Genomic DNA, 19,386 nt, shown 5'->3' on the forward strand with positions numbered 1-19,386 from the left:
TGGACGAGGCGATATGAAGCGGCGCCTGGCGGAACGCCGGAAAATGCAACCCGCGCCGAGTCCATTCGGCGCTCGTTCGAAAGACCGTTCGCTTCATGAATTTCGACAGCGATCCTTCGGCGGGATGCGCGGGCGCCGTGTCCACGACATGGGTGCGTCGACGCGATGCGTTGCGAGAGCGCTTGCATGCGGCACATGCAAGCGGTCGTCCTCTCGTCATGGGCATCCTGAACGCCACGCCGGACTCGTTTTCCGACGGTGGGCAGTTCGATACGACGGAGCGTGCGCTGGAGCATGCGGCTGACATGGCGACGGCAGGCGCGGACATTATCGATATCGGCGGGGAGTCCACGCGTCCGGGCGCGGTGGTGCTCGATGCCGATGCGGAGCGGGGTCGTGTCGTGCCCGTCATCGAGGCCATCGCCCGCGCCACGCCGATTGCGACTTCCGTCGACACATACAAGGCTTCGACGGCGCGGGCCGCGGTCGCCGCCGGCGCGGTGATGATTAATGATGTCGGAGGGCTGCGGCGCGATGCGGCGATGGCGTCCGTCATGGGGGAAACCGGTGCACTGGCCGTGCTGATGCATCATCGCGACGAGATCACGGCGGAACTCGATATTCTCGACGATCTGCGTCATTTCTTCGACGAGGCGTTGCAGTGTGCGGAACGCGCGGATGTCCCGCGCACGCATATCGTGCTCGATCCCGGGATCGGTTTCGGCAAGACGCAGGCCCAGAATCTGGCCTGCATCGCGCATCTGGACGTGCTGCGCGCGGCGTATGACCTGCCCATCCTGTTGGGATTGTCGCGCAAGTCTTTCCTGAGGCGCGCGCTCGACCGGGCGGTCGATGACCGGCTTGGCGGAACGATTGGTGCCAATCTTGTCGGCGTGGTGCGAGGAGCGGCGATCCTGCGCGTGCATGACGTGGCGGCGCATGTCGATGCGGTGCGCATCCAGCAAATCCTGGCCGAAGCATGACGAAGGCCAGTATCTCGATCACCGGGCTAACCGTCTTTGGACGTCATGGAGTGCTTCCCGAGGAAACGCGGCTGGGGCAGCGTTTCGTCATCGATCTGGATGTCGATGTCGACGTGGCGGCGGCCGTGGCGACGGACGATTACGAGCAGGCCGTGTGTTATGCCAGCCTGTGCGATCTGGCGGTGCGGATTACGGCGGGGCCGCCGTTCAGACTGATCGAGACGCTGGCGGAGCGTATCGTCGAGGCGGTACTGGTGGATTTCAGCCGGGTGTCACGCGTACGGGTCACGGTGCACAAGCCGGGCGCGCCGATCGTTCATGCACCGAACGACGTTGCGGTGACGATCGAACGGCGCCGGATGCGCGCTGTTGGTTTTTCGCTGGGCAGCAACATGGGTGATCGTGCGGCGCAGCTTCGGCTGGCCCTGACAAGGCTGGGCACGGCGGAAGGTGTGCGGATCGGTCAGGTGTCCGGCTTCTATCGTACGGCGCCGTGGGGCGGGACGGATCAGCCGGATTATGTGAATTGCGTCGCGATCGGCGAGACGTCACGGACGCCGCATCGCCTGCTCGGCCTGTGCAAGGATATCGAGATCGAATTGGGGCGGCTGGCGGGACGCCGCTGGGGGCCACGCGCCATCGATATCGACCTGCTGTATCTTGGCGACGTGGCGGCGAAAGACCATGTGCTGACACTGCCGCATCCGCATTGGCAGGACCGGGCTTTCGTGCTCGTGCCCCTCGCCGAAATTGCGCCGGATGCGAAAATTGCTGGCCGCCGGGTGACCGATGTGCTGAAAGACCTGCCCCGCGAGCCGGATGACGTGCGTGCCTTCGGGGTGGATGAGGAGGATCAATGAGCAAGCCGACTGCCGATCTGGTGACGCTGGATGCCGCACGCCATAAGGGCGCGGGCGGCGAACGGCCGATTGCGCCGATCGAACGGCCGGCCAATGCGCATGAACGCATTGCCGGCGCGGTGCGCGAGATCCTTCTCGCACTGGGAGAGGACCCGCAACGCGAAGGACTTCTGGACACACCGCAGCGCGTGGCGCGGATGTATCTGGATGTTCTGGGCGGTCTGCATGAGGATCCGCGCGACCATCTTCATACGCAGTTCGTCGCCGATCATCATGAGGGCACGGTAATCGTGCGCGATATCGGGTTCCACTCGATGTGCGAGCATCACCTGCTGCCGTTTTTCGGTCGCGCGCATGTGGCATACCTACCCGATGGCGGGCGTCTGACGGGCCTGAGCAAGCTCGCGCGGACGGTCAACGTGCTGGCACGACGACCGCAGCTTCAGGAACGCCTGACGGACCAGATTGCTGCTGCCATCACCGATGTGCTGGACCCGAAGGCGGTGATGGTGATGGTGGAGGCCGAGCACATGTGCATGGCCATGCGTGGCATCCGCAGCGTCGGCAGCCGGACCGTGACGACCGTGGCGCGCGGTGTCTGGCAGCGTGATGTTGCCGCGCGCGCGGAGATACTGTCGCTTCTCAAAGGTTAGCGTCCGACATCACGCTCGCGTGTCGACGGATTGATCCGGGCGGCGAGGCTTGGTCCTATGTGGCATCGAGGAGATGTCATGATGAAACGTCGAAATCTCGCCGTGGCCCTTTTGCTGGCCACAGGCCTACCACCGGTCGCTCACGCGGCGGATAGCCTGGATCAGGGCTTCGTCCCTTCCGGCAATGTGCAGGTGATCGGGCGCTTCTACGACGCGCAGCCTTCGGGCATCGCGGCTTTGCCGGATGGGCGGTTGGTCCTGGGTTTCCCGCGGAGTGCGAAGGACCATATCGGACCGCGTCTGGCCGTTTACGCCGAGAACAAGCTGACGCCGTTCCCGGATGCGGCCGCGCAGGACCGGTTCGTCTCGCCGCTTGGCATGACGGTGGATGCGCAAGGTCGTCTCTGGGTGCTGGACGAGGGCATGCTGGCCGGGAAGGGGACCATCGCCGGCGCGCAGAAGCTCTTCGAGATTGATCCGAAGACCAACACGATTCTATCCACGGTGACGATTGCCGCCCCGGCATTGCTGCCCGACAGCCATGTCAACGACGTGCGCATCGACCTGACGCATGGTTCTGCGGGTACGGCGTTCATTACAGATACCTCGACGGGCACGCACCCGGCATTGATCGTGATCGATCTGGCAACGGGACACCAGCGCCGTATTCTGGCGGATACGAAACCGGTCATGCCGCAGGAAGGATTTGTGGCTGTCATGGACGGTCATGCGGCGCGTTACGACGCCGCGCACCCGGCAATGCCGCAGGGCGGTGCGAACGGCATCGGGTTGAGCAGCGACCAGCAGACATTGTTCTGGCAGCCGCAGACCAGCCGCGAGCTTTACGCGGCGCCCACAAGCGTTCTTGCCGACCCAACGGCGACGGAAGCGACGATCGAAAAGGCCGTTCAGGACAAGGGCGAGACTGGCATGGGCGACGGCATGGCAACCGGGCCGGACGGCGCGCTCTATATCACGGACGACGAGCGGCATGGGATTTTGAAATATGCGCCGGACGGTGGGATCTCACTGATCGCGCATGATCCGCATATGGTCGAACCGGACGGACTGACCTATGGCGACGGTGCGCTTTACGGGACGATCGGGCAGTGGGCGCGCCTGCCGGTGTTCCACGGCGGGCGCGACATGCAGCACCTTCCCTATCTGGTCATCAAAATCCCGCTGTCAAAATGATGACGAAGTCAGGCGGCAACGGTGTGCGAAGCGCGTTGCTGCTTGAGAATATCGCGTAAAATAACAGGGAATTCCGAAAGGTGGCCGATGCGCAGCAGGCCCGGCCATTCCGGGGCATCCTTGTCGAGCGGGCGGAGCAGAACGCAGGCCATGCCGGCGCGGCGCGCAGCTTCCACCCCGGCGTTCGAGTCTTCCAGCACGATACAGTGCTCCGGGCTGACACCCTCCTGCTCGGCTGCGTGCAGATAGATGTCCGGGCGCGGTTTGGGCATTTCCAGATCGCGACCGGAATGAATGCGGTCTTCCTCCAGAAGTTCATCAAGGCCGGTGCTGGCGAATTTCGCTTCCATCTCGGCGCCTGAGGAATTGGAGCCGACGCGGACCGGGAGCCCCATGGCGAGGACGGAATTGAGCATGTCTTCCGCGCCATCGACCGTCTCGGCGTCTGTTTTCATCATGTTGACGATGCGGCGCTGCATCATCATGTCCCAGTCCGCCGGCAGCTCCTTGCCGGTTTTCTGAGCGATCTGTTGCCCGATCTTGGCCAGTTCGCCGCCGGTGAAAATCCGATGCGCTTCCTCGTCCGTCAGGTCCCAGCCATATTTACGTGCTTCGCGTGCCATTTGCGCGGTCGAGAGATGCTCGCCGTCTACTAGAACGCCATCGCAGTCAAATATAACGAGCTTGAGTTCACCATCACTGCAAATGGACGATGGGTACTTCTTGCTGTTAAGTTCCGGAAGGATCATGATCTTCTCCTTTGACGAGGGAGGTTGGAAGGCCTCGCTTACGATTTGTTGATTGGTGGTGATAACATATTTATCGTTTTATTTCGTTCAAGTCTTGAATTTCTACGAAAATGCATGTAGCGATAATAGCATCGTGCGCGATGCCGGAATCGCGAGTGCATGCTGACAAAAAACGGGTCGATCCGAATTTGGTTGCGCGCGGTTCCCGCTTATTCCCCTGCGCGAAAAAAGACCGCCGATTGTCCGGTCGGCATGATAGGAATTTTAGCAAGGCGCTTCCCGTGGCACGCATTTGTAAATTGCGTGCCCGGAATGTTTTCGATGCTGCCAGTCGCGTATCGTGTATAATGGCGGACCTGACGTCAGCACATTACAAACCGTGTTCAACGTGCTATCGTTATGGCAACGGTCTCGTGCCGGTCACCGGATTACAAATGAAGGCAACATGACAGAAGCGCTGCCCAGATGAGAGGAAACGCCCAGGAACCGACCGTGCGCCGACGCGAAACATCGGAGCGCCAGCAGAAGATTCTCGATCTGCTGTTCGAAGCGGGCAATGCAAGCATCGACGATCTTGCCCGGCGTTTCGATGTCAGTCGCATGACCATCCATCGCGATGCTGATGCGCTTGTCGGTCGCGGGCTCATCAACAAGATTCACGGTGGTCTGACCGTTCGCAACCGCGCCACGGCAACACGTAGCGTCTCGTATCGTCAGGGCAAGGCGTTGAGCCTGAAGCAGGCGATCATCACGGATGCCGTAGCCCATGTCCGGCCTGAGCAGGTGCTTATTCTCGATGATTCGACGACGGTGGCGGAGATGTTGCCGCTCCTGCCGGCACTGGCGCCGTTGACGATCATTACGAATGCCATGGGTGTCATTCAGGCTCTTGCGCCCTATCCCGGGCTGAAGCTGATCTGCGTGGGCGGAGAATATAGTCCGTCGCGCGATGCGTTTTTCGGGTTAATCAGCGAGCGTGGCGCGCAGGCTTTGCGGGCCGATACGATGTTTCTCTCGACATCGGTGGTCAATGGCGTGACGGCATATCAGAACGATCAGGATGTCGTCATGGTCAAGCGCGCCCTGATGAGCATTGCCGATCGATCCATATTGCTGGCCGACAGTACGAAGTTCCGCAAGGCAGGGCTGCATCAACTCGCCGAATTGCAGGAATTCGACGAGGTTCTGGCCGATGGCGATCTGGGCGATGCGCAACGTAAGCGCCTGATCGATAATGGCGTAAACCTGAAGATCTGCTCGTAGGAAATACCGCCCGCCTCTCCGGCGGGCGGTAGCGTTCAGGCGGCTTCCGGCGTGGTCCGGGTTGCCGCGTTTGCCAGAAGATCGCCGATCGTCTCGACACAAAGCGCCAGCGACAGGGCACCCGCATCCGGGTGGCCCTTGCTGCGTGCGCCATGCATCTTCGCCCGCCCCAGCCGTGGCAGAAGGTCGCGCGTACCCTCCGCTGCCTGTCGCGCGGCATGACTTCCGGCCTGCCAGGCGGCGATGATATCCTGCCCTGCCTGTAGCGAGGCTTCCAGTGTTTCCACGAACGGGACCAGCGCATCGACGAGCGTCTTGTCGCCGGGTTTGGCGCCGCCCAGCCGCATGATCGTCTCCAGGGCCGCGCGTGCGCCTTTCGCCAACTGTGCGTCATCCGGTCGTTGTTCATCGTCCAGCGCACCGCTGAAGGCATGAAGTCCCGCGCCCCATAGCGCGCCGGATGTTCCGCCGGCACGATCGGCCCATGCATCGGCAGCGATGCGCAGCACCGTACCGGCGCCGGCACGGCGTTCCACGGCCTGCCTTGCCGCTTTGGCCGCAGCGTTGGAGCCCCGTGTCATGCCTTGACCATGGTCGCCATCACCGGCGAGCGCATCGATGTGGCCAAGTTCGGCCTCATGTGCTGCCAGTGCGTCTGCAAGATGCGCCATGGCGTCTGCCACGCATCGCCCGCCATTCTGGCCTTCCTGCGAGGTCGCAGCGGCGCACTCGACCGGAAGCTCCTCTTCGACAGCCACAAATGCCGCTGGTTCGCCGACGATTTCCGCATGGTGAAGGGCGGCTGTTTCGACAGGTGCACGCCAGAAGCGTTCGAGTTCCTCATCGAGCCATGTGATGGTCAGCGAGCATCCCGCCATGTCGAGACTGGTGACGTATTCCCCCACCAGCGGCGCGATGGGCGTGACCCCTGCCTCTCGCAGTTTGAGCTCGAGGGCTTCCCAGAGCACGAAAAGTTCCTCTTGCTTCGTGCTGCCAAGCCCATTCAGGACGACGGCCGCGCGTCGACGGCCGTCCGACGGGGCTTCCGCCAGCAGGCGCTCGCTGAGGACGCCTGCCAGAACGTCCGGAGACGGGATATCCTCCTCCGCGATGCCCGGTTCTCCGTGAACGCCGAGACCGAGCGCCATGCGGCGCGCCGGCACTTCGAACAGCTTCTCGCCAGCGCCGGGAATCGTGCAGCCATCGAACGCGACGCCGAAAGTCTGCGTATTGCGATTGGCGCGTTTTGCGACCGCTTCGACCTCATCGAGAGACAGGCCGGCCTCCGCGGCCGCGCCGACGATCTTGAAGACGGACAGGTCACCCGCGATGCCACGTCGTATCTCGGCATGGTCCGCATCGGCACTGGCGACGTCGTCGGTCGTGGCGATGACACGCGTATCGATGCCCTCCGCCCTCAGGCGTTCGGCAGCGATGCCGAAATTGAGAACGTCACCAGCATAATTGCCATATCCAAGGATAACGCCCCCGCCGAGATCGGCCTGCTTTGCGACGTTGTGGATGGCCTGGGTCGACGGCGAAGCGAAGATATCGCCGGCGACCGCGGCGTCGGCGAAGCCCGGCCCAACGTAACCCGCGAATGCCGGATAGTGGCCTGAGCCGCCGCCGACCACGACGACCACCTTGCCGGTCCGACCGGGGTTGCTGCGCACGACGCCGCCGCGTACCATTCTTACCAGATCGCCATGGATAAGGCTGTATCCGTGCAGGGCCGATGTCGCGAAGCGCGACGCATCACCGCATATTTTCGTCATGAATAAGTCTCCGCTGAGGAAAAATGCTCAGGCCGTGATGGCATGGGCTGCGTGGTCCGCGGCGTGCGGATCGGCGTATTTGCGGCCAAGCGCATCGATCCCCTCCACGTTCTTCGCCGAGGGGCCATGCGGGTCGAACGCCTTGGTCAGCCAGGCATCGGCAATCGAGTTGGCCAATTCCGGACCGATGACGCGAGCGCCCATGGTGATGATGTGCGCATCGTTCGACAGGGCGGCGCGTTCGGCGGAATATGTGTCGTGCGTCAGTGCCGCGCGGATGCCGGGAATTTTATTGGCTGAAATGCAGACGCCGATTCCCGTGCCGCAACACAGGATTCCCCGATCGTATTCGCCCGAGAGCACGGCCAGGCCGACCCTTTCGCTGAGTTCAGCGTAGAGTTCGGTATGTTCGTCGGCCGGGTGCGACATATCGACGACGTCATGTTCGCCGAGTTTCTGGAGATGTTTGACGATGGACTGCGCAAGGCCTTCGCCGGCGCTATCGCCACCTACAGCGATTTTCATGGCGTTGTTCCTCTGGCTGAAATGTCATAACAAGTGTGTCGTTGGGGTGAAAAATAACACAACACATGTTATACATAACGCATGGCGGTTTCAGCAAAGGGGTTTTTCGGCACGGTGCGTTCACAAAACCAAGAGGGTTTGGCGCGCGCGTTTCCGCAAATCCCGCCGTGCGCCAGCGCATATGTCCCAATGCGTACGGACGGGACGGCATACGAACGGGGTAAATTTACGTAAGGAAACAGCGCAGGATACAACGCCTGCCGTAGCTCTCGGAGGGCAGGCTGGCAGTCAGTAGAGCAATTGAAGGCCGGTCCTTATCATGATCGCGAACCGCTGGCCGTCGTTACGAAAATTGCAAGGTGATTGTCGATTTCGTGAGGAAGATGCCACTGTGCGCAGCACGCCCTGAGATTTTCTCCGGCACTCTGGTTAATGCTCCTACATGTCTCTCATTTGACCCTTGAGCAAGAAAAGTCGGCGCGCGATTATGGGGCCGCGATGTTGCGGGTCGCCGCGCTCCCGCTGCCAATCTGAGTGGCAATAGGATTGAGAGCCGCGTTATGTGACGACAGCGTCCCATGATGCTATGCGCCGTCGCGCCGATTTTTCGATCGGCAGCATAAACGGCGGCACCGCAGGTAAGCATCATAAAGGGGGCCTACGGCCTTCTTTTGCAATTAAGCCTTCGTCTGTTCGCCAATCTTCTGCAAGATCACCTCTAATCTTTGCGCATCATTGGCCATCTCTGACCACTCCTCCGCCGTCTCGTCGTCCGGCTTGATGCTGAAAACATGTTTTATCCACGCCTTGACGGCATCCTCGACGGACAACCACTCGTTGTCGGCAAGAGTGACGGACACGCCATCATGTTTTATCATCTGGTCTCCAATCACCGCGCCATCAGGTTCTTAACGCTCGCCGCCGTCCAAGAGCCGCCTAATGCCCGCGCTTCGTCAGTTCGCCCGCAACACCATTGAGCGACACAACGCCGCCGGCCTGAATCTCACGCATCACCGGCATGACCCTGACTGCAAAGCCGTCTGCCGTGCTCTTGATGCCGACGGTGAGCCGGTTCGCATCCGGCAAGATCAACCACCACGAATTCCACGCCAGCGTCACTTCCGGGTTTTTGAAAGCAAGTCGCTTCTCTTTCCCGTGCGCCCGAAATTTGAAGTGCCATAACTTCCCGCCAGCCGGTCTCATCAGAAGGTAAAGGCCGTTGCTGTCCGCCAGCTTGTATTGCTTTCCGCATGGTGCGGCATTCCTTGCCATCAGTTATCCCCCGGCCATACCCCCGGTTCAGGACAAGGATAGCAACGGACATCCCCGAGCATACCCCACGAATATCCCGACTACTGGCGTGTAAACGCATACACTTGCGCACGTGGGCGTAGGGAAAGAGGGCTGATTTCTGGGGATTTGCAAGCCTACCCGCACATTGGCGGATAGCTAAATGGTGCCCAAGGGCGGGATCGAACCACCGACACTGCGATTTTCAGTCGCATGCTCTACCAACTGAGCTACTTGGGCACCGTCGCATCCATCGGGGCTTTCCCCGTTGGGCGTGAGGGGGATTTAGCCGATGCCGTTCCCGGGATCAACCCGGGGAAGGCCAGTTTTCTCATCGATTTCGATTTCATCGTCGTCGATACGAAAAGACGGTACGCGGTAGCTGCCCTGAAACCAGTTTCCAAGGTCCACATCCGCGCATCGACGCGAACAGAAGGGCCGATATTTCGGGTCGGACGGCCGGCGGCAGATGGGGCAGATGCTCATATGTGCAGGCTCCAGTAATTCACCGGATAATCTGGTGCGAGTTCCAGGCGCAATGGCGTGCCATAGGTCGTGCTGAAGGAATCGAGCGCGACGGTGTCGGTCTCCAGCGCGCGGACGACGCTGATGGCGGCCTTCAGGGTTGGCGGCGGCGGCGCGCCGGTGGGGCGTTGTGCGATGATCTGTCGCAGGGCTGACAGGCCGATCCCATGTGGGGCGTTCAGCAGTTCGTGCAAGGGCGGCCGGCTGCGTGTCCGCACGACTTCCAGTAATCCGAGTGCCGTGGCACCCAGCGCCTGCGGCTTCATGGGGTCGTGCTGCAACGCCTCGCGCAGCGGCGGAACGAGGGCGGGGCGCTTGCGAGGTGTGACGCCAGCCGGATCAATGAGAATGGCGCCGCTCAGGTTTCGCAGGCGGATTTCACGGCAAAGATCGGGGAAGGCCGCCATGTTGACGCCGGCCTGCGCGGTCGCGCGGCTCCGGCGGTCCGTATTCTCAGGACAGTCCAGATCGATCGCCATCAGTGCCGGCGTTGGCGTGAAGGTCGCACGTACGCCGCCCTTCAGCTCGGTGACAGGCTCGGACAGGGCATCGCACAATGCGGTGACATGCGCATCGAAGGCCGCGGGCGTGCGCACAATGCGGGCACGGAGGCTGGCGGGTATGCGTGCTGCAACGGCGGGTTCGTCGATCAGGATCGGTGCGTCAGGATAACGTGCCGCGATCGTCTCCAGCGGTGTCGGGCCACGTGCCAGCAATGCCGGTTCCGTTGCCGCATGAGCCATCTCGATCGGTTTGAGGCGCAGGCCCTTGCCACCTTGAGGACTGCGCACGACGAGCGCGCTGACAAGATCGCCGACGGCGTGCTGCCCGGTCAGGAAACCATCCGATCCGTCGGCGAGCGAGACGAACGCTCCGCCCATATTCTCGGCGGATTTGAGAATGCGCACGGCGTGTCGATCGCCGTAGCCATCCGGCTTGCCGGGACGCCACAGGGCGAAGTCCTGAAGCGTGTCGCCGTCCATTGCGGCAATCCGCGCCTCGCCCGGACTCCAGGCGATGCGGATTTCCATCACGCCAGCCAGCCGCCCGGCTGCCCGCGGAGCATCTGGGCGGTTTCGAACAGCGGCAGGCCCATGACAGCCGAATGGCTGCCGCCGAGATAGCGGATGTAGGCTGCGGCCATGCCCTGAACGGCGTAACCGCCAGCCTTGCCTTGCCAGTCACCGTGATCGAGCAGCGCGTCGATCTGGGTCGTGCTGAGACGCGAGAACGTCACGACGCTTTCGACCAGGCGGTGGACAGGACGGCCCTTCGTCCACGCCGCGCTTGGGAGGACGGACACGGCGGTCAAGACCGTATGGCGGCGGCCGGACAGCAGTTCGAGACAGCGGCGGGCAGTCTCGCGATCCTCCGCTTTCGGCAGGATGCGGCGCCCCACGGCCACGACGGTATCGGCGGCAAGCACCAGCGCGGCATCGGACTGCCGTGCCGCGACGGCCTCGGCCTTCGACAGGGCCAGCCGTTGAGCATGCGGGCGCGGCAATTCGTTCGGGCGCGGCGATTCGTCGAGGTCGGCGGCGACGATTCCGTCCGGCGTCAGGCCGATCTGTCGCAACAGATCCAGACGACGCGGCGACGCGGAGGCGAGGATCAGGCGCGGGCGGCTTCCCTCCGTCACGGCGGGGCTTACTTGAAGCGGAACGTGATGCGGCCCTTGCTGAGGTCGTATGGCGTCATTTCAACGTTCACGCGATCGCCGGCCAGCACGCGGATGCGGTTCTTGCGCATCTTGCCGCTGGTATGGGCGAGGATGGTGTGCTCGTTGTCGAGCGTGACGCGGAACATGGCATTGGGCAGCAACTCGGTAACGGTGCCGCTGAATTCGATCATATCTTCTTTGGACATGGTGTCTTTCGGTTTGTTCGTGGCGCGGACGCGGACGCGGACGATGGTCCGCAGGGATTCATTCTGGCGCGTTATGTGCGGATCAACGCCCGCCGCGTCAAGCGCGACGGGAAGGTGGCGGCCCATATAAAGGCGGCGACAGGTCGATTTTCAGGCGCCGAGCGCCTCCAGACGCGTCGAGAGGCTGAGTGCGTGTGCATCCAGCCCTTCCGCTTTCGCCAGGGCGACGCCGGTCGGTCCGACCTGCTTCAACCCTTCCGGCCCGGTGGCGATGGACGTCGTGCGCTTCAGGAAATCGAAAACCGACAGTCCGGAAGCGAAACGGGCTGTCCGGCTGGTGGGCAGGACATGGTTCGGACCGCCGACATAATCGCCGACAGCTTCCGGGCAGTAGCGACCGAGGAACATGGCCCCCGCATGGCGCACCTTCGCGGCGAAGGCCTGCGGATCGTCCAGCATGATCTCCAGATGTTCCGGCGCGAGGCGGTTGGCGATTTCGGCGGCCTCGTTCCAGTCACGCACGACGATCACCGCGCCATGGTCGGCCCAGGCGCGCTGGGCGATCTTGGCGCGCGGCAGGGTCCGGAGTTCGAGTTCCACGGCGTCGATCACCTTCTGGGCGAAGGTTTCGTCGTCGGTTACCAGCACAGCCTGGGCAAGTTCGTCGTGTTCAGCCTGGGCAAGCAGGTCGAGCGCCACGAAGCGCGGAGTATTGCGGCTGTCGGCAATCACCAGAACCTCGGACGGCCCGGCGATGGAATCGATGCCGACATGGCCGAAGACCTGCCGCTTGGCTTCCGCGACATAGGCGTTGCCGGGACCGACGATGCGGTCGACCGGGGCGATGCTGGCCGTGCCGTAGGCCAGGGCGGCAACGGCCTGCGCGCCGCCGACGCGGTAGATTTCCGACACGCCGCACACCTGTGCCGCGGCAAGGACCAGCGGGTTCAGCACGCCGTCCGGGCAAGGCACGCACATGGCGATGCGGCTGACCCCCGCCACCTTTGCGGGCAATGCATTCATCAGCACGGAGGACGGATAGGCCGCCTTGCCGCCCGGCACATAGAGACCGACGGCATCGAGCGCGTTCCAGCGCATGCCGAGCGTCAGGCCGGCGTCGTCCGTGTAGCTGAGATCGTCCGGCACCTGCGCGCGATGGAAGGATTCGATGCGTCCGGCGGCCTGATGGAGGGCGGTCATGAGATCGGGCGCGACCTTCGCGGCCTCGCGCGCGATCTCGTCCTGCGCGATGCGGACCGTCCCGGCGTTCAGGGTAAGGCGGTCGAAGCGCGTCGTGTAGTCGAAAAGTGCGTCGTCGCCTCGGGTGCGGATCGCGGCGATGATGTCGCGCACCGGTTCGGCAACGCTGGTCTCCACGCCGGTACGGGCTTGCAGGAGCGCGTCGAACTGGGCTGCGAACGATGCGTGGCGCGTATCGAGCTGTTTCATGAATTGTTTTCCTGCAGGGCGTCCCGGAAACGCGTGATCAGCGCGGCGATCGCCTCCGGCCGGGTCTTGAGCGCCACGCGATTGACGATCAGGCGGCTGGTGACGTGCGCGATGACTTCCGTTTCCCGCAGGCCGTTGGCGCGCAGGGTGGAGCCGGTATCGACCAGATCGACGATGATGCTGGCCAGATCGAGGTTGGGTGCCAGTTCCATCGCGCCGTTGAGGTGGACGATCTCGGCGTTGATGCCGCGCGCGGCGAAATGGCGTCGGGCAATTGTCGGGTATTTGGTGGCGACGCGGATCTGCGAACTGGCGGCCGTGCCTTCCTTGCGCAGCGCCGCCACCGGACGCGCGACGGAGATGCGGCAGCCGCCGATGCCCAGATCGAGCGGTGCGTAGATGTCCGGATAGTCGAATTCCATCAGCACATCCGCACCGCAGACGCCGATCTGTGCGCCGCCATAGGCCACGAAGGTGGCAACGTCGAACGAACGCACGCGGACCACGTCCAGCCCCGGGTCGGTCGTGGGGAAACGCAGGGCGCGGCTGTCACCATCCAGACAGCCCGGATCCGGCATCAGACCGGCGCGATCCAGAACCGGCTTGAGCGCCTTGAGGATACGACCCTTCGGCAAGGCAAGGATCAGCGGTGCTTCCGCCGCACCAGCGTTTCCGGCCTGGGTTTGCGGTTCGGCGATCGTCGTCAAGGTGTGTTTTTCCGGATCGTGGTCATGACGAGGCCTCCATAACACAACGTGGCGGCAGGCAGAAATGTGGCGCCGCACGGTTTTCGTTGACCCGGGAAGGAATGAAGCCCTATATTGTATGAATGTATGCAGACATACCACGATTGGTATTTCCGACCGTTCTGGACGCCAGTGGTGGCGTGCCGCTGCGGGTGCAGGTTCGCGAGGGTCTGCTGGCGGCGATCGGCGACGGGCGTCTGCCGCCAGAGTCGCAGCTTCCGACGATGCGGGAACTGGCGGCTCATCTCTCGATCGATCTGAACACGGTGCAACGCGCCTATGCCGAACTGGAGCGCCTCGGGGCCATCGAGACGCGTCGCGGGCGGGGCAGTTTCGTGTCGTCCGCGCCGCCATTGCCCGATCCGGATGTCCGTCGTGCGCAGACGGAGGCCTGCGCGGCGGCAGCGATCGCGATGGCGCGGGCGCAAGGCCTGATGCCGGAAGACGTGGCCCGGACCATGCTCGAGTTTTTGCAAGGAAACCAGTGATGCCGACTCTCCCGATGCCTGCCTTTCCATCCTATCCGACGGTGTTGCCACGAAGGAGTATCTCCGCGATGAATTCGATATCAGGCCCTCTGGCGGCAGTGGCGCTGCTCATCGGTTTCGGATGCGGTGCGCTGGACAAGGCGCATTTCGTTGTCTGGCTGGTGCTGGGGGTGATTGCCGCCGTGGCGATCATCCTTTCCGTTCGGCTCTGCGCTGCCTGGGAGCGGGCGATTGTCCTGCGTGCCGGGCGCGTGAAGGGGGTTTATGGGCCGGGTATATTCCTGACCGTGCCTTTTCTCGATCAGGTCGCGAATGTGGTCGACCAGCGTATCCGGACCGTGCCGGTCGCGACGCGGGAGACGCTGACGCGGGATACGACACCCGTGGACGTGGATGCGGTGATTTTCTGGATGGTGCACGATCCCCTGCGGGCCATAACGGAACTCGACGATTTCGCCGGATCGGTATCGATGGTCGCGTTGACGACCCTTCGGGAAGTCGTCAGCAGTTCGTACCTGTCCGTGCTGCTGGAGGATCGGCGTCGGATCGACGATGAACTGCGCGAACAGATCGCTCTGAAGACGCAGGAATGGGGCGTTACGGTTCAGGGTGTGGAAATCCGCGACGTGCAACTCCCGGCAAGTCTTCAGGATGCAATGAGTCGTCAGGCGCAGGCCGAGCGCGAGAAGGCCGCCCGCGTCACGCTGGCCAGCGCCGAGCGCGCGGTGGCGCTGGAACTGGCGGAAGCGGCCAAGACCTATGCCTCGACGCCGATCGCGCTGCAAATCCTGCAAATCAACCGTATTTTCGAAATGAACAAGGATCGGGGCACCACGATCCTGATGCCGACGACCATGGCCGATGCGATGGCGGGCGTGGCGGCGATCAATCTGACGAACACGGCGACACCGACCCCACCCGCGGAGGCCTGATCCGACCCGCTATTGCCGATGGGGGCGCCCGTTTCTAAAAGACGGGAGGTGTCATGACGCACCGCGATAGGCCGGCGCCGAATCAGCCGTCTCACGATTGAAAGCCCTTATGACGACGCCCACGACCAGCAGCATTCCGACGAGCAACGATACAGAGCGTCCCGATCCGCGTTATGCCGATATCGATACATGGCCCACGGCCTCCGTGCTCGATGCGCTGGCAGAAGCACAGATGACGGCGGTGGCCGTCGCGCGGGCCGCCGTGCCGGACATCGAGAAGGTCGTGGACGCCGCCCTGCCGCGCCTGCGGGCGGGGGGGCGATTGTTCTATGTCGGCGCCGGGACGTCCGGGCGGATCGGCATGCAGGACGGCGTGGAACTGACTCCGACTTTCGGCCTGCCGACGGAACGCCTTGTGCTGTTGCTGGCGGGCGGCGAGGGTGCCGTGTTCCAGGCGGCCGAAGGGGCTGAGGATCGGGAGGATGCTGCGCGCGACGACATCCTGGCGCATGAGCCCGGTCGGAACGACGTGGTGATCGGCGTGGCAGCCAGCGGCGCGACGCCCTATACCTGCGCCGCACTGGCGGCGGCACGGGCGCGGGGCAGCCTGACGGTCGGGGTCAGCGGCAGTCGGGAGGGTCGCATCCTTCATGAGGCGGAACTGGGTATCCGGCTTCCGACGGGGCCTGAGGTCGTGGCCGGATCGACGCGCCTGAAAGCGGGTACGGCGCAGAAGGCGGCGCTGAACATGCTTTCCACAACGCTGATGCTGCGGTTGGGCCATGTCTATCGTGGCCAGATGGTCGATATGAAGGTGACAAACGCCAAGCTCGCCAGACGTGCGGCGCGCATGGTGCGGATGCTCGCGGGCGGGACGGATGCCGAGATCGAGGCGGCTTTGGCGGCGACGGGCGGTAATGTGAAGCGTGCCGTGCTGGTGCGCTCGGGCTTGAGTCGGGAGGAGGCCGAGGCGGCGCTGACCCTGCATCGCGGTGACTTGCGCGCCGTCCTGTCGTCGTTGAATGAAAGCTGATCGTGGGCACCGTCTTCAATGCCATCGGACTGATGAGCGGCACGTCGCTGGATGGTGTCGATGCCGCACTGATCGAAACGGACGGGGAGCGTATCGGTGCGCGAGCGGGCGCGGTCACGCTGCCCTATTCGCCGGCGCTGCGTGACCGACTGCGCGCGCTGCTGGACAAGGCGGCCGATATCGACCCCCAGGATGGGGAACTGCTGGCCGTCATTCGTGCCCTGACCCTCCGCCATGCGGAGGCGGTGGCCATCCTGCGCGCCAAATATCCGTATATCCGACCCGATCTGATCGGTTTCCACGGGCAGACCCTGCGGCACGCGCCAGAACGGCGGCTGACATGGCAGGCTGGTGACGCAACGCTCCTGTCGCGGGAGACCGGTTTGCCGGTGGTGCATGATTTTCGGGGATCCGACGTCGCGGCTGGCGGGCAGGGGGCGCCGCTGGTGCCCTTCTATCACGCGGCGCTCCTGTCAGGGCGACCCGGACCTGTGGCGGTACTCAATATCGGTGGCGTGGCGAATGTGACGTTGATCGATAGCCGGGGCGGCGTGCATGCGTGCGATACCGGGCCGGGCAACGCGTTGCTTGACGACTGGGCGTTCAGGCACACGGGCATTGCCTGCGACCATGATGGAGCGCTGGCGCGTGCGGGAGAGGTGCGCCTCGACATTGTCGAGGCGTTGCTCGACGATCCTTTTTTCGGATTGCCCGCGCCCAAGTCGCTCGACCGGCTGGCCTTTCACCGCGCCATGCGGGCTGTGGCCGATCTCTCCGCACAGGACGGCGCGGCGACGCTGGCAGCGTTCACGGTGGAGGCGGTTGCCCGCACGGCGCTGCCGGAGGCGCCGCTGGCGTGGTATATCTGCGGTGGTGGCCGACACAATCCTGTCCTGATGCAGGGGCTTGCGGCACGGTTGGGCGTGCCGGTGGAAAAGGTCGAGGTGCTGGGCTGGAATGGCGATGCGCTGGAGGCCGAGTGTTTCGGTTTTCTCGCCGCCCGCTCGGTTCGCGGCCTGCCGATTTCCGCCCCGGGCACGACGGGGGTGCCAACGCCGATGACCGGTGGCCGGCTGACATGTACCGGGATCGTGCCGCCGGGCTGGTTGACGGCTGGCTGAAAAAGCTACGCGTTGACCATGGCTGTTGGCGGCACGATCAGGATGGGCAGATCGGCGCCAGGAAGGGCGTGCTGAAGCAGATCATCGAAGTGTTCCCGCTCTCTCGGAGCGATGAGCGCCAGCAGATCGGCATTCCGCGCGCTGGCCATCGCCAGTAACTGGGAGACGAGATGGGAATGGCGCCGATCGGCCGGTTGCACGATCGGCGTTATGTTCGCGTCGTCGATTTCGAAGGAATGCTGTCCGATATGCAGTGCGAAGACCGGCGCGCCTTGCGGGCGTAGGGAAGCCGAAGCATTCAGCAGGTTGGCGAGATCGGCGTTCGTTCTGACGGCGATGGCCGTGTGCTCGCCCAGCGTTTTGCCGATCTGTGCCGGGAGCAGCAGGATGGGGCGCCCGGCGTGGTGCAGGGCGACGCGGAGTCGATCCTGCGCGGCGCTTTGTTGCAGGTCGGCATGTTCGAAAATCGCCAGACCCGAAATGCGTGCGTGTTCGCGAACGGCGGCGATACCATCGCCCCGCACATCGAGCCAGATCGCCGGGTGGCCTTCGCGGCGGACGCTGCCGATCCAGTCGTTGAGGGTCTGAGCCATCGGGCCGTGCCATGCGCTGCGCGTGGCGAGCAGGGCGGCGCGTCGGCGCGGCGAGAACATCAGGTCGTAGGGTTCGACGTCGTTCAGGACGGGGCCGTCGATGGCCAGCACCTTGATGGGGCCGCCGCGACGTTCCATCACGTGGCGCGCCAGTTCGAGCGTCGCAGGGGCCTTGTCCGGATCGTGCAGGGCGAGGAGCGTCGTGTCCGGCCTGTCGAGAGCAGCGAGACGGGAGCCGCGGATGGTCGTGGCGGCGGTATAGCCCGCCGTCGTGCTCAGCAGGCAGATTGCTACTGACAGTCCGATGTTCAGCAGGGCTGACAGGGGCCGGCCGTCACGAATGAGATCGACGGTCTGCTGGCTGAAGGAAGAGAATGTGGTGAAGCCGCCGCAGACACCGACGAGGATGAACGCGCGCAGTTCGGGCGAGGCGGCGAAGCGACTGTCGGCGGCGGTCAGCATCGCGACGTAACCGATCACGAAAGAGCCGACGACATTGATGATGATCGTCGGCCAGGGCAGGGCGGTGCCTGTCAGCGATGGCAGGGTTGAGGAGAGAAACGCACGAAACACGGTGCCGATGGCGCCGCCGATGGCGACGATGAGATAGGTGCGCAAGGATCGTCCCCATTGGTGGTTGAACAGCGCAGGGCATTCGATAATCGTTCGACGGATACCGAATGAACGGAGAGACAGGATATGATCGACCTCCATTACTGGCCAACCCCGAATGGGCACAAAATCACACTGTTTCTGGAAGAGGCGGGGCTGCCTTACACGATCCATCCCGTGAACATTGGCGCGGGTAATCAGTTCAAGCCGGCGTTCCTGGCAATTTCACCCAATAACAAAATGCCGGCCATCGTCGATCATGCGCCGGCCGATGGCGGTGCGCCGCTGAGCGTTTTCGAATCCGGCGCCATTCTGGTCTATCTCGCCGACAAGACGGGGCAATTTTTTTCGAAGGAACTGCGCCAGCGGACCGTTATTTCGGAGTGGCTGTTCTGGCAGATGGGCGGTCTGGGTCCGATGCTCGGGCAGAACCATCACTTCGCGCTCTATGCGCCGGAGAAAATCCCCTATGCGATCGACCGGTATCGCAAGGAGACGCATCGTCTTTACGGTGTGCTGGAAAAACGCCTGACGGATCACGCGTTTCTGGGCGGGGCGGATTACAGCATTGCGGACATGGCGTCCTACCCCTGGACGTTGAACTGGAAGAACCAGGGGATCGACCTGAACGACTTTCCGAATCTCGCGCGTTGGCAGGAAGCCATCGGGGCGCGGCCGGCAACGGCACGCGCCCTGGCGAAAGCCGAGACGATCAGGAAATGACGGCGT

At 63.4% G+C, this 19,386-nt stretch carries 22 protein-coding genes and 1 tRNA gene; 10 read left to right on the top strand and 13 right to left on the bottom strand.

Features of this window, described 5'->3' with window-relative positions:
• Window positions 1-95 precede the first annotated feature (95 nt).
• From folP to A0U93_RS13110, 4 genes are all read left to right on the top strand, one after another.
• Window positions 96-983, top strand: coding sequence for a dihydropteroate synthase (gene folP / locus A0U93_RS13095; protein ID WP_147150650.1), 888 nt, complete (start codon window positions 96-98; stop codon window positions 981-983).
• Window positions 980-1,843 (top strand): 2-amino-4-hydroxy-6-hydroxymethyldihydropteridine diphosphokinase, encoded by an 864-nt coding sequence (gene folK, locus A0U93_RS13100; RefSeq protein WP_077807720.1) that lies wholly within the window; start codon window positions 980-982, stop codon window positions 1,841-1,843. The genes folP and folK overlap by 4 nt, the downstream gene beginning before the upstream one ends.
• Window positions 1,840-2,496: a GTP cyclohydrolase I FolE gene (gene folE, locus A0U93_RS13105; protein WP_077807721.1), complete on the top strand. Its 657-nt coding sequence runs from the start codon at window positions 1,840-1,842 to the stop codon at window positions 2,494-2,496. Before folK ends, folE begins: the two co-directional genes overlap by 4 nt.
• Window positions 2,497-2,577: 81 nt before the next feature.
• Window positions 2,578-3,690, top strand: coding sequence for an SMP-30/gluconolactonase/LRE family protein (locus A0U93_RS13110; protein ID WP_077808536.1), 1,113 nt, complete (start codon window positions 2,578-2,580; stop codon window positions 3,688-3,690).
• A gap of 8 nt (window positions 3,691-3,698) precedes the next feature.
• On the opposite strand, the gene A0U93_RS13115 is transcribed toward A0U93_RS13110, so the two are convergent.
• Complete coding sequence (locus A0U93_RS13115; RefSeq protein WP_077807722.1) at window positions 3,699-4,439, bottom strand: HAD family hydrolase; 741 nt, start codon at window positions 4,437-4,439, stop codon at window positions 3,699-3,701.
• A gap of 492 nt (window positions 4,440-4,931) precedes the next feature.
• Here A0U93_RS13115 and A0U93_RS13120 point away from each other — a divergent pair, with 492 nt between their 5' ends.
• Entirely contained in the window at window positions 4,932-5,702 is a 771-nt protein-coding gene (locus A0U93_RS13120) for a DeoR/GlpR family DNA-binding transcription regulator (RefSeq protein ID WP_245824899.1), read from the top strand.
• 35 nt (window positions 5,703-5,737) lie between these two features.
• On the opposite strand, the gene A0U93_RS13125 is transcribed toward A0U93_RS13120, so the two are convergent.
• From A0U93_RS13125 to hisG, 11 genes are all read right to left on the bottom strand, one after another.
• Window positions 5,738-7,477, bottom strand: coding sequence for a dihydroxyacetone kinase family protein (locus A0U93_RS13125; RefSeq protein ID WP_077807724.1), 1,740 nt, complete (start codon window positions 7,475-7,477; stop codon window positions 5,738-5,740).
• Between the two features lie 27 nt (window positions 7,478-7,504).
• Window positions 7,505-8,002, bottom strand: coding sequence for a D-erythrulose-4-phosphate isomerase (gene derI / locus A0U93_RS13130; protein ID WP_077807725.1), 498 nt, complete (start codon window positions 8,000-8,002; stop codon window positions 7,505-7,507).
• A gap of 677 nt (window positions 8,003-8,679) precedes the next feature.
• Window positions 8,680-8,880 (bottom strand): hypothetical protein, encoded by a 201-nt coding sequence (locus A0U93_RS13135; RefSeq protein WP_077807726.1) that lies wholly within the window; start codon window positions 8,878-8,880, stop codon window positions 8,680-8,682.
• Between the two features lie 58 nt (window positions 8,881-8,938).
• Window positions 8,939-9,274 (bottom strand): Arm DNA-binding domain-containing protein, encoded by a 336-nt coding sequence (locus tag A0U93_RS13140; RefSeq protein WP_077807727.1) that lies wholly within the window; start codon window positions 9,272-9,274, stop codon window positions 8,939-8,941.
• Window positions 9,275-9,456: 182 nt separating this feature from the next.
• Window positions 9,457-9,532 (bottom strand) — tRNA-Phe (locus A0U93_RS13145).
• A 45-nt stretch (window positions 9,533-9,577) separates the two neighbouring features.
• A complete protein-coding gene (locus A0U93_RS13150; protein ID WP_077807728.1) occupies window positions 9,578-9,778 on the bottom strand; it encodes a DNA gyrase inhibitor YacG in 201 nt (66 codons plus the stop codon).
• Window positions 9,775-10,848 carry a ribonuclease E/G gene (locus tag A0U93_RS13155; RefSeq protein ID WP_245825202.1) on the bottom strand — a complete coding sequence of 358 codons (1,074 nt, stop codon included), beginning with the start codon at window positions 10,846-10,848 and terminating at the stop codon, window positions 9,775-9,777. The genes A0U93_RS13150 and A0U93_RS13155 overlap by 4 nt, the downstream gene beginning before the upstream one ends.
• Window positions 10,848-11,456, bottom strand: a complete 609-nt coding sequence (locus A0U93_RS13160) for a Maf family protein (RefSeq protein ID WP_077807730.1) — start codon at window positions 11,454-11,456, stop codon at window positions 10,848-10,850. The genes A0U93_RS13155 and A0U93_RS13160 overlap by 1 nt, the downstream gene beginning before the upstream one ends.
• A gap of 8 nt (window positions 11,457-11,464) precedes the next feature.
• Window positions 11,465-11,683, bottom strand: coding sequence for a translation initiation factor IF-1 (infA, locus tag A0U93_RS13165; protein WP_023979930.1), 219 nt, complete (start codon window positions 11,681-11,683; stop codon window positions 11,465-11,467).
• A 150-nt stretch (window positions 11,684-11,833) separates the two neighbouring features.
• The gene (gene hisD, locus A0U93_RS13170; protein ID WP_077807731.1) at window positions 11,834-13,132 is read right to left on the bottom strand and encodes a histidinol dehydrogenase; all 1,299 of its coding nucleotides are present in this window, start codon (window positions 13,130-13,132) and stop codon (window positions 11,834-11,836) included.
• Window positions 13,129-13,839: an ATP phosphoribosyltransferase gene (hisG, locus tag A0U93_RS13175; protein WP_174807204.1), complete on the bottom strand. Its 711-nt coding sequence runs from the start codon at window positions 13,837-13,839 to the stop codon at window positions 13,129-13,131. Before hisG ends, hisD begins: the two co-directional genes overlap by 4 nt.
• Window positions 13,840-13,961: 122 nt before the next feature.
• Here hisG and A0U93_RS13180 point away from each other — a divergent pair, with 122 nt between their 5' ends.
• From A0U93_RS13180 to A0U93_RS13195, 4 genes are all read left to right on the top strand, one after another.
• Complete coding sequence (locus tag A0U93_RS13180) at window positions 13,962-14,366, top strand: GntR family transcriptional regulator (RefSeq protein ID WP_077807732.1); 405 nt, start codon at window positions 13,962-13,964, stop codon at window positions 14,364-14,366.
• A gap of 68 nt (window positions 14,367-14,434) precedes the next feature.
• Window positions 14,435-15,298 (top strand): SPFH domain-containing protein, encoded by an 864-nt coding sequence (locus A0U93_RS13185; protein ID WP_245824901.1) that lies wholly within the window; start codon window positions 14,435-14,437, stop codon window positions 15,296-15,298.
• A gap of 109 nt (window positions 15,299-15,407) precedes the next feature.
• A complete protein-coding gene (locus tag A0U93_RS13190; RefSeq protein WP_077807733.1) occupies window positions 15,408-16,331 on the top strand; it encodes an N-acetylmuramic acid 6-phosphate etherase in 924 nt (307 codons plus the stop codon).
• A gap of 2 nt (window positions 16,332-16,333) precedes the next feature.
• A complete protein-coding gene (locus tag A0U93_RS13195; protein WP_077807734.1) occupies window positions 16,334-17,452 on the top strand; it encodes an anhydro-N-acetylmuramic acid kinase in 1,119 nt (372 codons plus the stop codon).
• A 5-nt stretch (window positions 17,453-17,457) separates the two neighbouring features.
• Here the strand turns inward: A0U93_RS13195 and crcB are convergent, their stop codons facing one another.
• Entirely contained in the window at window positions 17,458-18,663 is a 1,206-nt protein-coding gene (gene crcB, locus A0U93_RS13200) for a fluoride efflux transporter CrcB (RefSeq protein ID WP_245824903.1), read from the bottom strand.
• A gap of 81 nt (window positions 18,664-18,744) precedes the next feature.
• Here crcB and A0U93_RS13205 point away from each other — a divergent pair, with 81 nt between their 5' ends.
• Window positions 18,745-19,380 carry a glutathione S-transferase N-terminal domain-containing protein gene (locus A0U93_RS13205; protein WP_077808539.1) on the top strand — a complete coding sequence of 212 codons (636 nt, stop codon included), beginning with the start codon at window positions 18,745-18,747 and terminating at the stop codon, window positions 19,378-19,380.
• Window positions 19,381-19,386 lie beyond the last annotated feature (6 nt).

Origin of the sequence: Neoasaia chiangmaiensis (genome assembly GCF_002005465.1) — a bacterium.
GTDB classification, from domain to species: domain Bacteria; phylum Pseudomonadota; class Alphaproteobacteria; order Acetobacterales; family Acetobacteraceae; genus Neoasaia; species Neoasaia chiangmaiensis.